We start from the raw sequence: 12184 nt of genomic DNA on the forward strand, positions 1-12184 counted from the left end.
TGATTCGTCTGGTATTATAGATCTGGGAACAACTGTTGAAGGAATTTCCGGTAGCCCGGCAGGTCTTTGCTGGACATCAGCAGGTCCATATTGTCTTCCGCTACCGGTATAAAATAATACTTGTCAGCCTTGAGCCACGGTATGATCTCGCGGTTGGCGATCTCTTTGGCTTTTTTGATATAATCGACCGCTGCCTGTTCGTTGGCCAGACCTTTGATGGCAACCATCTTCACTTTGTCGTTAAGGCTTACCACCGTTACGTTCATCGGTGTGTTGTAATATTTCTCCTTGTTGTATCGGTCGAATGCATTCCTTGTTTCGTTCACATAAACCGGATCAACATCTTCCAGTATGATGGAAACGAAATGCGGTTGCTGGGCATGCCTGCTGAATTGCGTACCGGCAGGTGGTTTCGGTGCTTCTTTTTTCAGTCGTGTGCTGTCGGATACCGGCAGGTCTTTTACGATGCCGGGTACCTTGCCGGCCTTCGCTTCCGGTTCACGGATAACTGGTTCAGGAACTACAGGCGGCACTGCTTTCTGTTCTTCTACTTTCACAGGTTCTTCAACAGGGAGGGCAACACTGTCCTCTGCCGGTCTTTCAATCTGCAGGTTATTCAGGTATTGTTCGATCTCGGCGCGCCTGCTGAGCACACTGATCAGGTTGGTCGCCCTTTCTGCCAGGGGATGATCCGGGAACTGTGTGGCGAGCTGTCCCAGGGTTTGAATGGCGAGGCTGTCCTGCCGCACTTTCATGTAATAGATGGATTCTATATAGAGCAACTGCGGCGTCCAGTGATGTACACCAAACACACTGTCTGCTGCACGTTTTGCATCAACAGCTTCCGTAAACTGACCGCTGAGGAACATGTTGTAGATCTCTTCGTAGCGGGCGGTTGCCTGCCTCACCTGGGTGCTGTCTGATTCCTGAACGGCTTTCGGATCCACGGCAAGATGGGCCTGCCGGCTATCCGGGAAATCTTTCAGCAGTTTTGCCTTGAGCTGCGCCATCTGATCGGTCTTTCCGAGGTATTGATAGCAGATATACAGGTTGTACAGGATCTCCGCTTCATTTTCGTTATTCGGGAATTTTTCGAGGATTGTCTCATAGGCTTTTGCTGCGCCGGCATAATCCTCCAGCTTTTGCTGCAGGGTCATCCCCAGCAGGAATTGTGCACGGCGGATAGAGTCGTTGGAAACCTGCATCTGCTCGGGTGTCAGCGGAATCGGAGCCAGTAGTTTTTCCAGGCTCAGCTCATTTCCGCCTTCCGCTTCCTGACCTGTGACGCCGGCTTCGGGAACCTGCTGTGCGGGTTCCAGGTTGCTTGCACTGCTGCTGCGCCGCCAGTTGTCGGTATTCGGCCGGTTGCCCCATTTCTGCCGGAACTCTGTAAAGCCGCGCGACTTCAGGGAGTTGTTGTAGAAGTACCATTCGCCTGCATTAAAGGTGTTGAAGAGGTCAGTGGGTACTGAACTGGCATTGGGCAACAATACGGGTCCTCCTACCTGGGGTAACGATTCTTCTTCTTTCAACCCCTGTTGTTTACGCAAAGCCTTGAGTTGTTTTTTCAGGAATGCAGTACGGTCGGCTTCCGGCATGGCGGCAAGGCGTTGTAGACTGTCCTGCCGCTGGAGTACATAAAGCTGTTCCGTTACCAGGCCCAGTACTGCTTTCCGGTTTTCCAGGTTTTGTCCATCGGCTTCCGGCAACTGGTTGGTCTCAACACTGTCATAAAACATTTTGGCATTGAGGTATTGCTGCTGTTCGAAAGCCAGGTCGCCGAGCATCAGGTAAGATTTTGTTTTCTGCTCCGGGTTGTTAAAGCTGTATTTCACGCTTTTCAACAAGTGTCCCTGTGCCTCAGGTAGTTTTTCCCTGCGCAGGTCGATTCTTGCGATTGTATAATAAATCAGGTCGCGGTAATTGGTATAGCGTTCCTTTTTTGCCATTTTTTCAAGCGCGGCCACAGCGGCCTGCCAGTCAACTTCGTTGATGTTGTCGAATTGCTGGGTGGATTGCAATTGTGCGGCCACTTCCAGTACCGGGTTGAGGGTATGTTTTATGGCGCGGGCGAAAGCATCTTTGGCTGCTGCGCGGTTGCCGGAAAGACCGTAAAGCTGGCCAAGGAGGTATTCCCAGCGTGACAATTCGTTTTTATCAGCGGCCTGGGGGAGCGCTTTTTCGAGGTACCAGGCAGCGCTGTCGTATTGTGGCCGGTTATAGAAGTAATATGCCGTCACTTCCGCGAGGGCCGGTTGCAACCTATTGGGAAAAGTCGGATCATGCTGAAGTGTCTGGATCAGGGTTCCCGCAGCCGCCATATTTCCCTGTGTAATATAGGTGCGGATCAGCCAGATCAATCCATCATTGCGGCTGGGCGGCTCGGAAAAAACACGCTGGGGGAGGTTCCGTTTCTCTTCTGTAGATACCTGCATGGCATTTCCGCCCTCATTGGCGTTGGAAGCGATATAAAGGTCATAGCCATCGGCATCTTTCGGTGCAAAGGCATAGTTCATGTAATGAAAAGTCATATAGGCGGAATCCAGCTGGTTCCTGTAATAATAGGCCTGCCCCATAAGCAGGTACAGGTTGTCCATCCAGTTGCTTCTCAGGTCATGAAGGAGAATACCGGCATTTACTTTATAGATAACCGAATCAAGTTCAATTTTCTGTGTGGAAGTGGCTTCCAGGCTGTAGTTATAAAAAGGCAATAATTCTGTGTACCGGTCAATATGTTGCGCTTTGGCATCGTTGACGACCTTCTCCAGTTTGGCTTCAGCGTTAAAGGCGTAGTTGTAGTGGGTGTAGGTGTTCTGGAAAAAACGACGGGTAACCGTAAATCTCTTTTCTCCCGTTTTTTCTGCCCGCAGGGTACGATTCTCGTACTTGGCAGGTTTTTTAAGGTCAGGGTCCAGCGTTGGCTGCCCCCAACCGGTGAAAAAACAGGTAAGGCAGAATATTAAACAAACGATATATCTGTTACCCTGGCGTTTGGTCATCGGCGCAAACTAAATGGATTAAAACTACCGTGCAAGAAATTTATTTTAAAGTTATCCAATTTTTTTGGCCCGGATTTTATGTAAGTTGTGGACCTCATTCTGAAATAAGTGAACAATTTTAATGCCTGAAAGCAATACAGATACCACCTTTAAGCGTTTACGTAACCGGTACCGGCTGGTAGTGATGAATGACGACAGTTATGAGGAGGTGGTTACCTTCAAATTATCGCGGTTGAGTGTATATATCGGGCTGAGTACCATATTTGTAGTGTTGACCAGTCTTACTGTGGCATTGATTGTTTTCACCCCCCTGAAGCTTTATATCCCTGGTTACGGGTCTGTAAGTGCGACAAGGGAACTCCGGCAGCTCAAAATGCGGACGGATTCACTGGAACAGGCGATGGAGTTCAAAGACAAGTACCTGCAAAGCATCAAGAGCGTTTTACAGGGAGATGCGACCGTTAAACTGGATACCACCTCCCTCAATATACCGGCAACGGAAACGACCACTGATTAAATCCATTACTATGTTCAACGGAAAATCCAAATCTGAATTTGCTACTGAGACAACGGGCAACAGCACCAGCCTTATTGGAAGCGGTACCACCCTGAAAGGCGATCTGTCCAGCAATGGCGACATGCGCATTGATGGTACCCTTATCGGAAACGTGATCAGCACGGCCAAAGTGGTGATTGGCGCCAATGGGGTGGTAGAAGGTGATATCATCGGCCAGCAGGCGGATATCATGGGCAAAGTTACCGGCACCATCAAAGTAAAGGAACTGCTTCAGCTGAAGGCATCCGGTATTGTGAATGGCAATATTCACGCCGGCAAACTGCAGATCGAACCTGCTGCTACCTTCAATGGAGCGTGCCATATGGGAACCCCGGTAGAAATTGCCGAGGCACCCAAAATGAATGATAAGCAAAAAGACTCCAAGGCAGCCTGAGGATAGCAACAGCTGGACGCGATGGCTTGGCCTGGGCGCCCGATTCGTTGCTGTAATCACGCTTTCCCTGTTAGCCGGTTCCTGGCTGGACAAACGGCTGGGTACCGGCATGCCCCTATTGATTTGGATATTACCTTTGTGCCTGATCGCTGTCACCCTGTATCAGCTGGTGAAAGAAACAGCACGTCGCAATAATGGAAATAAAGACTCCGGCGCGTAAAACTGCCCTGCTCCCCCTGATTGTTATTTTTTTACTGGTTAATGTAGTCCTGATGATCTGGAACAAACGACTCACTGCCATGGGGGTAGATGTTCCGGTATTGCAGGTTGGTAACCTGGTGCTATTCCTGCTATTCCTGCTTTCCGGCCTCATGTACCGGGGTTCTTCCAACACTACACAGGCATTTCTCCGCCCGGTATATGGCGGCATGATGTTAAAACTGTTCGGAGGCGTTATTGCCGCATTTATATACATATATGTAATGCGGGAAAAAGTGAATAAACCCGCATTATTCGGTTGCATGTTCCTGTATGTGTTGTACAGTGCGCTGGAATTGCGCACGCTACTGAAAAAGAACCCGGCTCACTGACGATGCCCAAGAAAGAATACCCACTCCAGCAATTGGAACATTTTTTACCGGCCGGTGCTTTCCAGAAAGTGGTCGTCTACCTCCATCATTACAGGGTGCACCTCAGCATTACCCGTGAACGGAAAAGTCTGCTTGGGGATTACCGCCATGCGCACAAGAATGAGCATCACCGGATCAGTGTGAACGGCAATCTGAATCCCTATGCCTTTCTGATTACCCTGGTGCACGAGCTGGCCCACCTGCTCACCTTTGAGAAATATGGCCACCGCGTAATGGCACATGGCCAGGAGTGGAAAGCGCTGTATAAACTGTTGCTTCAGGATTTTCTTGGCCGGAATATTTTTCCTGCCGATGTGGAAGCGGCTCTTTTCAAAAGTCTCCATAACCTGCCGGCCAGCAGCTGCGCTGATGAACCACTTATGCGTGTGTTGCGGAACCATGACCATCCTGCGGAGCGGTCAACCCTGGTGGAAGAATTACCGGAAGGGACATTGTTTTCTATTGCGGGCGGACGCATCTTCCGAAAGGGAAAAAAGTTACGAAAACGTTACCAGTGCAAAGAAGTGGCGACGGGAAAACTGTATCTCTTCAGCGGACTTTATGAGGTGGAGCTGGCTTCCTGATCATCCAGGTTTTTAAGCATCCATAGTCCACATCCGAAATGACCGGAGTTGCCCATTGGTGCCTTCAGGTACCTGAAACCGAATTTCTCGTACATGGACAGTGCCTTTTTCAATTCGGGCATGGTTTCAAGGTAAACTTCCCGGTATCCCAGCATGGAGGCTTCTTTAAGGCAATGGGTAACCAGCGTACCACCGGTTCCCTTTCCCCTGGCAGCAGGGGTGAGGTACATCTTGACCAATTCACAGCAACCTTCCGGCAAGCTTTCTGTCGGGAAGATGCCTGCACCGCCCAGAAGACGTCCATCGGGCTCCTCGGCAACAAAATAAGCGCTGCGGGGTTGCCGGAAAAGTTCAAACAGATGATCAGTAGTGGGATCAAAGTAGACAGTGCCGGGTTTATCGGCACCGAATTCAGCCAGTGCTGCACGGATGATCCCGGCTAGCACTGCATTATCTTCCGGAAGAATGGGCCTGACGCGTAAACTCATGGCCCAAATCTAATGATCAGGCTAATACGAGGGCAAATACTGAATAAAATACCACCAGCGAGGTGAGTATGGCGGCGAGAAATACTCTATCTACGTTTTTCATAAATGGACCTTTTGCGAATAACGTGCCAAACCCCCGTTATGGTATGTAGCGAAAGCTTAATATTTTGATTGTCAGCTAGCGGTAGGCTTCCCTTACCGGCGTCCAGCTGTCGATCACCCGGCAATCGGTCAGTGCAAGGCCGCTGTGCGGAACATTGGGCGGGATCACCTGCACATTTCCCGGGCCGAACACGGTGGTTTTGCCGCCGATCGTCATCTGTAGCTCACCTTCAGTAATATAGGTAATCTGTTCATTCACATGGGAATGTTCGGGAATCACAGCTCCCTTTCTGATTTCCCAGACGCCCAGGGTGCTGGATTCACCGTGAAGCATTTTGCCAAAAAGTCCCGGCAGGAACTCCTTTGCCGGAATATCGTTGAGGTGTAACATATGAGGCTGAATTGATTATTGTTCCATGAAGCAGACTGATCCGCCGACCCATCGCTTATCCTTATTGTAGCGGACTCCGATCATCTTTCCCTTGCTGAGGCGGGCAAGATTGATGGCAGGCCTGGGCCTTTCCCAGTCATCTTTCCAAAGGTACATGATCCGGATCTCCGTTTTGGCCGGGCCATCGGGCGTCGGGATGACGTCCGCATAATTCACCTTCTGCTGGAGGATCCAGTTTTCGGGATCGCTGATGCGTTCAATGTCAGCCTGTTCCACATCAATCACCACACCCTGTCCCGCAAAGGAAAACAGCGGTTTCAATACATACCGTGAAAGGTCTGCCGGCAACTGTTTGAGTTCATCCAGGTAATAAGTGGGTGGTACATAGGGATGGCGGATCAGCGGTAACGTGAACTTGCTGATGCGGTAAAACCAGTTGGGATGCGGCACCCATTCAACGTCCAGGTCCTGTGTAATGTCAACAAAATTACCCAGGCTGGCACGGTTGGCGTTCAGGTCATCGAAGATAACGCGGTTGTATATGCGCCGGATCCGCTGTTTCTTGCCATTGAGGAGGTAATACAGTTTCCGGCCTTCCTGGATCAGTTCGGTTATGCATACCAGTTGTATGCCGGTATAGTCGCGGGTGCAGTAAAAGTCGATCCTCGTTTTCTGCTCATGCGGCCTGATCTCCAGCAGGATGACTTCCTCAGCCTGATGGTTTCCCAACAGCACTTCCCGCAAATCACGGAGATAAGTGTCGCGGTTATAGCCACCGAGGTATTGCTGATAATTGGCGGGTATCTCAAAATGCCGCCGCAGCACATCAGGATAGTACACCTGGAACCCGTAAAGGGTAGGGAAGCCCTGCATCTCGATCAGTTGCGGCTCCAGTTCGCCGGCGGAATTCGTGCAAACACCAAAATCAAAAGCAATCATTTGCGGCTGGCCTGTCTCATGTGGAACATATTCCTTAACGGGAATACTTCTTTCCGTCGCCTCGGGGAATGAATCCTCCAGCACCGCGTCAATGATCGTTTCACAGGCATCCAGCATTTTAGCCGTAAATGCCTTGTCAACGAAGACCGGCGTTTCTGCCACGCGGAAATCTATTGCATTGGGATAACCGCTATGAAGATCATTCAGAAATTCCTGGTATTTCTCTTCTGTAAAATGATTATTGTAGGCTGCTCGCAGTTCGGGAACCATGAAGGGCGCTTTTGTTATCGGGCAATTGTGCCAGTGAACTGCTGATGAAGTTAGGCAAAACCTGCTGGTAGGTCCAACGGATTTTATCCGGATCATCCAGGTGCTCGATCATGCTTTTCCATTTCTCCAGGCCGTGACTGTTAATCACGGTTTCTTTTTTGTCTTCCCGCTGCAGGTACATGCTCATGCCGGTTGCATCGGCTTCCGGATGGAACTGTGTGCCGATCATATATGGGTTGAATCGGATGGCCATCATTGCCCTTTCCAGCGGAACGTGGGGGCGGTCTTTTTCGATCGCAAGGATCTTTGCACCCAGTTGCCGGATCCGCACATAGTCGGGCTGTATTACCTGGAAATCGCGGCTGTCCACCGAATAAAAGGGGTCCCTGAGGTTCTCAAAAACCGGTTCACCGTGGGCACCCGGGAGGATATGGACCGGGAACACGCCGAATGCCGTAGACCGGCGACGCGTTACCTGTCCCACACCAAAATGGCGGCAAGCCAGCTGATACGAGTGGCAAATGAAGAAAACGAATTTTTTGGCGGAGTGAGCGGGGTCGGCATTAAAAAGTTCGATGTTGCGGAGCCATCCGAAGTAAACATTTTCCCATTCCGAACCGGCGGATTCAAGGGGACTCCCCGGACCGCCGCTGGAAATGTACAGATCAAAACTGAGGTCGGGTACCTGGTGTTTGATCCTCACCTCAAATTCCTCCCACACCAGGTTAATGCCGTGATGTTCGCGATACGAGGTAAGGATTTCACGGATACAGCGCATTCCCTGGTTTTCCGCGCCTTCATAGAGATCCAATACTGCTATCCTGATGTGTTTAGCCTCATCCATGTATTCAAAAATAAGCAATTTCGGGCCGCAGGTGGCGCTGGTAAGCCGTTACGGGCAAATGGATTGCCCTTTCGGGCAGCATGCGGTTGATGCTGTTCAGTCTGCTCATTTGGCGCCATGTACTTTTTTACCGCCTACATAGGTTGCTTCCACCCTGGTTTGCAGGATCTTTTCCGGCGCTACAGTCAGCAGGTCCTGGTCCAGCAAAACAAAGTCTGCCCATTTTCCCTTTTCCAGGCTGCCTTTTTCGCCTTCTTCAAAATTGGCTTTCGCTGCCCAGATGGTCATGCCTCTGAGGGCAGCTTCACGGGAAAGTGCATTTTCCATCTGAAAACCGCTGTCCGGCTTTCCAGCTGCATCTTTTCGCACCACCGCAGCATAAAAGGTTTTAAATGGTGAGATGTCTTCCACCGGGAAATCGGTTCCCAGGGGGATCCAGCCATTTTGCTGCAGCAGTTGCTTATAGGCATACGCACCCTTCACGCGTTCCGGCCCAAGTCTTTTCCCTGCCCAATACATGTCTGATGTGGCATGAGTGGGTTGAACCGAGGGAACGATGGACGCAGCACCAAATTTTGCAAAATCTTCCGGCGCAATGACCTGGGCATGTTCGATCCGCCAGCGCTTATCGTTTTTGCCTTCGAGTCGCCGTAAGTAAGTGTTCAGTATCGTCCGGTTGCCACTGTCGCCGATGGCGTGGGTGCACATCTGGAAATCGAGCGCCGCAAGCTCGTTGGCCACCGAGTCGAAATGTTTCGGGTCGCTGAGCAGAAAACCATAATGACCAGTCTGATCAGCATAAGGTGCAAGCAGGCAGGCACCCCTTGATCCAAGGGCACCGTCAGCATATACTTTAAAGGCCCGTACCGACAGCCGGTCAGTTTTGATCTTTCCCTTTTTACGGGCGAATTCATAGTTTGCCGGGGCGTCACTCAGCATCGCGTAAACGCGCATGGACAGTTTTCCTGTTGTCTGCATACTATCGATAAAGCTGACCACACGGGCATCCAGGCCGCAGTCGTCAACCGTTGTCAGTCCAACGGCAAAGCAGTTCTGTTGCGCATCAAGTAATGCATGCTCCACATCAGCCGGGCCGGGAGCCGGTATTTTCGCATATACGAGGTCAACGGCATTGTCCACCAGCAAACCGGTCAGCCGGTTTCGATCAGTATGAACTTCACCACCGGTGAGGGTCATGCCAGGCTGCACGCCGGCAAGCGAAAGTGCCTTTGCGTTGGCGATGGCGGCATGTCCATCGATCCGAGTCAGCAAAACCGGACGGTCGGGAAATAAAGTGTTCAATACATCATTGTTGGGAAATGCCTGGACGGCCCAGTCATTTTGGTCCCAGCCTCTTCCGATCAGCCATCCGTCGGGATGACGCACTGCGAAGGCCTTCATTGTATCAAGGATCGCCTCCCAGGAAGTTGTGCCGGTCAGGTCTGCCGTCTGCAACCCGAGGCCGTAATTGAAAAAGTGGCAATGCGCATCAATAAAGCCGGGATACAGGAATTTGCCACCTGCATCCAGAAGGTCAGGCGCATCGAATTGACCGAAGATCGCGTCATCTGACCCCGTTTCAACGATCTTTCCGTCTTTGATCGCCATTGCTGACACCCTGGAAAAAGTACTGTCTATCGTGTAGATTTTGGCGTTGTAAACGATCAGGTCTGCTTTTTTCCGGCTGCAGGAGACACAACAAATGATGCAGAGAATTGCCGTAAGGCGGGAAATTGTTTTAAATGCCATAAAGGAATTGATCTTTGATATAGTCTACGACTGCTACCATACTGTTGGTTTCATGGTACACGCGGAGCTGACGGTCTGCGCCGGTTCCTGTTTCCAGCAAATTAGGTACCAGCTGCAGGATATGCCGGCTGCCGAGGTGATCAACCACATCATCCACAAAGTCGAGGAGTTCATAGATCAGCACGCGCATGTTAACTTCTTCTTCCTTGCCGAAGTCAATGAGTCGTCCATCCAGGCCGTAACGGCTGGCGCGCCATTTGTTTTCATTGATCAGTGCACGGGAATACTGAATATAGTTCATGTTCTGGGTGCGCAATTTGTAGATCTTGGCGCATACTGCCTGGAAAAGGGCTGCAATCAGGATCGTTTCATGCGTAGTCATGGGAACATCGCAGATGCGGAACTCCACAGTATTGAAAAAAGGATGCACCCGAAGGTCCCACCAGATTTTTTTCGCGTTGTCGATACAATTGGTCTTCACCAGCAGTTTGATGAAATTGTCGTAATCTTCAATTGTAGCGAAATATTCAGGGATGCCAGTCCGCGGAAATTTGTCGAAAACTTTTGTCCGGAATGATTTATATCCTGTTTGTCTGCCTTCCCAGAAAGGGGAGTTGGTGCTCAGGGCATAAATATGGGGAAGGAAATAACGTGTGCTGTTCGCGATATGGTTGGCCATTTCACGGCTTTCCATACCCACATGCACGTGCAGGCCGAAGATGAGATTACTTCTCGCAGCTTCCTGCAATTCGTTTACAATTTCACTGTAACGCACATGGTCGGTGATGAGCTGGCTTTCCCAATGGCTGAAGGGATGGGTGCCCGATGCGCCCATGGCAAAACCGAGTTCTCCCGCGACCTGTGCGATGGTCTTCCGGAGATTGCCCACATCATGCAGCGCTTCATCGATGTCGCGGCAGATATCTGTACCTACTTCCACTACAGCCTGATGCATTTCCGCCTTGACCTTATCCTTGATCAGTTTTTGTCCTTCCAGAACGATCCGTTGCTCATGGCTTTTAAGCTCTCGTGTATTCGGATCAATCACCATGTACTCTTCTTCTACACCCAGGGTGAACTGCTGGTAATTGATTGTGCTCAATGTAAAAAGTGTTTAGATGTTTAGATGTATAGAAGTTTAGTAGTTTACCACCCGACGTTTGAATATTTCCTGTGATTGTTAGATGCTTGTGGTTGTGGGTAACCGTAGTTTGACATTTTAATAGTTGAAGCGTTAAATCTGCGGGGAACTAACAAATAAACCAGTAAACAGTTAAACTACTAAACTAATTTCTTCTTCGCCGCGCTTCTCGTTACATACTCGCCCCAGGTCAGGTTATCCTGATTGGGCTGGTGTGCCATCGCTTTTTCAATGGCAAAATTGGCGGCAGTTTCTACTACCCAGGCGAAATTGTCTTCCCCTACACTTTTGATATCAGCATCCGGGGCCGGATTGCAAAAGTCGATGGCATAGGGGATGCCATCCCGCAACGCGAGTTCAACCGTATTGAAATCATAACCGAGGTAGTGGTTGATGCGGAGCACGATGTCCTCCATCAGTTTCAGTTTTTCAGGGCTGGGACTGAAACCAGCCTGGTACCTGAGGTGATGCGGATTGCGCGGTTCATATGGCATGATCCGTACATATTTGCCGCCGATACAATAGCACCGGTAATATTCCTCAAACACGATCTCTTCCTGCAGCAGCATTACCAGTTCGCCTGTTTCTCCGTGCTTTTCAAAAAAGTCATTCATGCTTACCAGCTTGTACACATTCTTCCAGCCGCCGCCGGCAAATGGCTTCATATATGCGGGAAATCCGATATAATTAAAGATGCTCTCCCAATCCAGCGGATAGGCCAGGTTGCTGAACGACTGATCCGTCGTATCAGCGGGATGATCCCGTGAGGGGAGGATCACGGTTTTGGGTACCGGAACACCGATCTTGGTAGCCAGGCAGTTGTTGAAGAATTTTTCGTCTGCGCTCCACCAGAATGGATTATTGATCACCGCTGTACCACAAAGCGCAGCGTTTTTCAGGTAGGCCCGGTAAAAGGGGACGTCCTGTGAAATCCGGTCAAGTATAACCGCATAGTCAGTTGCTTCACCCTGAACGACTTTGGAGATGTTCACCGGTTCAGCCGTTATACCCTCGATTTGTTTGCTGTTAATCCTCTCGATAAAGGCCATGGGAAAGCTCCTTTCCTGGCCAAACAGGATGCCGATCTTCTTCATGCGC

At 50.3% G+C, this 12184-nt stretch carries 13 protein-coding genes; 5 read left to right on the forward strand and 8 right to left on the reverse strand.

What is annotated here, in order from left to right:
• Positions 1–14: 14 nt before the first annotated feature.
• Positions 15–2999 carry a type IX secretion system periplasmic lipoprotein PorW/SprE gene (gene porW, locus FPE01S_RS11760; protein ID WP_046369186.1) on the reverse strand — a complete coding sequence of 995 codons (2985 nt, stop codon included), beginning with the start codon at positions 2997–2999 and terminating at the stop codon, positions 15–17.
• Positions 3000–3120: 121 nt separating this feature from the next.
• On the opposite strand from porW, the gene FPE01S_RS11765 reads away from it, so the two are divergent.
• The 5 genes from FPE01S_RS11765 to FPE01S_RS11785 are packed head-to-tail and all read left to right on the forward strand — an operon-like array spanning position 3121 to position 5162.
• The gene (locus FPE01S_RS11765; RefSeq protein ID WP_046369187.1) at positions 3121–3516 is read left to right on the forward strand and encodes a hypothetical protein; all 396 of its coding nucleotides are present in this window, start codon (positions 3121–3123) and stop codon (positions 3514–3516) included.
• Positions 3517–3526: 10 nt separating this feature from the next.
• Positions 3527–3949, forward strand: a complete 423-nt coding sequence (locus FPE01S_RS11770) for a bactofilin family protein (RefSeq protein ID WP_046369188.1) — start codon at positions 3527–3529, stop codon at positions 3947–3949.
• Positions 3918–4169 carry an AtpZ/AtpI family protein gene (locus tag FPE01S_RS11775; RefSeq protein ID WP_052955726.1) on the forward strand — a complete coding sequence of 84 codons (252 nt, stop codon included), beginning with the start codon at positions 3918–3920 and terminating at the stop codon, positions 4167–4169. Before FPE01S_RS11770 ends, FPE01S_RS11775 begins: the two co-directional genes overlap by 32 nt.
• A complete protein-coding gene (locus tag FPE01S_RS11780) occupies positions 4144–4539 on the forward strand; it encodes a hypothetical protein (RefSeq protein ID WP_157474003.1) in 396 nt (131 codons plus the stop codon). The genes FPE01S_RS11775 and FPE01S_RS11780 overlap by 26 nt, the downstream gene beginning before the upstream one ends.
• A 2-nt stretch (positions 4540–4541) precedes the next feature.
• Positions 4542–5162: a SprT-like domain-containing protein gene (locus FPE01S_RS11785; RefSeq protein ID WP_046369190.1), complete on the forward strand. Its 621-nt coding sequence runs from the start codon at positions 4542–4544 to the stop codon at positions 5160–5162.
• Here the strand turns inward: FPE01S_RS11785 and FPE01S_RS11790 are convergent.
• The 7 genes from FPE01S_RS11790 to FPE01S_RS11820 form a co-directional block, all read right to left on the reverse strand.
• Positions 5138–5650: a GNAT family N-acetyltransferase gene (locus tag FPE01S_RS11790; protein ID WP_046369191.1), complete on the reverse strand. Its 513-nt coding sequence runs from the start codon at positions 5648–5650 to the stop codon at positions 5138–5140. The genes FPE01S_RS11785 and FPE01S_RS11790 overlap by 25 nt on opposite strands.
• Before the next feature lie 178 nt (positions 5651–5828).
• On the reverse strand, positions 5829–6143 hold the full coding sequence (locus FPE01S_RS11795; protein ID WP_046369192.1) for a cupin domain-containing protein: 315 nt from the start codon (positions 6141–6143) through the stop codon (positions 5829–5831).
• A gap of 15 nt (positions 6144–6158) precedes the next feature.
• Positions 6159–7352 (reverse strand): hypothetical protein, encoded by a 1194-nt coding sequence (locus FPE01S_RS11800; RefSeq protein ID WP_046369193.1) that lies wholly within the window; start codon positions 7350–7352, stop codon positions 6159–6161.
• Positions 7321–8196 (reverse strand): type 1 glutamine amidotransferase, encoded by an 876-nt coding sequence (locus FPE01S_RS11805; protein WP_046369194.1) that lies wholly within the window; start codon positions 8194–8196, stop codon positions 7321–7323. Before FPE01S_RS11805 ends, FPE01S_RS11800 begins: the two co-directional genes overlap by 32 nt.
• Positions 8197–8301: 105 nt before the next feature.
• Positions 8302–9945: an amidohydrolase gene (locus FPE01S_RS11810; RefSeq protein ID WP_046369195.1), complete on the reverse strand. Its 1644-nt coding sequence runs from the start codon at positions 9943–9945 to the stop codon at positions 8302–8304.
• The gene (locus tag FPE01S_RS11815) at positions 9935–11047 is read right to left on the reverse strand and encodes a carboxylate-amine ligase (RefSeq protein WP_072053988.1); all 1113 of its coding nucleotides are present in this window, start codon (positions 11045–11047) and stop codon (positions 9935–9937) included. The genes FPE01S_RS11810 and FPE01S_RS11815 overlap by 11 nt, the downstream gene beginning before the upstream one ends.
• A 179-nt stretch (positions 11048–11226) precedes the next feature.
• The gene (locus FPE01S_RS11820; RefSeq protein WP_046369196.1) at positions 11227–12180 is read right to left on the reverse strand and encodes an ATP-grasp domain-containing protein; all 954 of its coding nucleotides are present in this window, start codon (positions 12178–12180) and stop codon (positions 11227–11229) included.
• Positions 12181–12184: the final 4 nt, after the last annotated feature.

Source organism: Flavihumibacter petaseus NBRC 106054 (assembly GCF_000974785.1).
Taxonomy (GTDB): Bacteria; Bacteroidota; Bacteroidia; order Chitinophagales; family Chitinophagaceae; genus Flavihumibacter; species Flavihumibacter petaseus.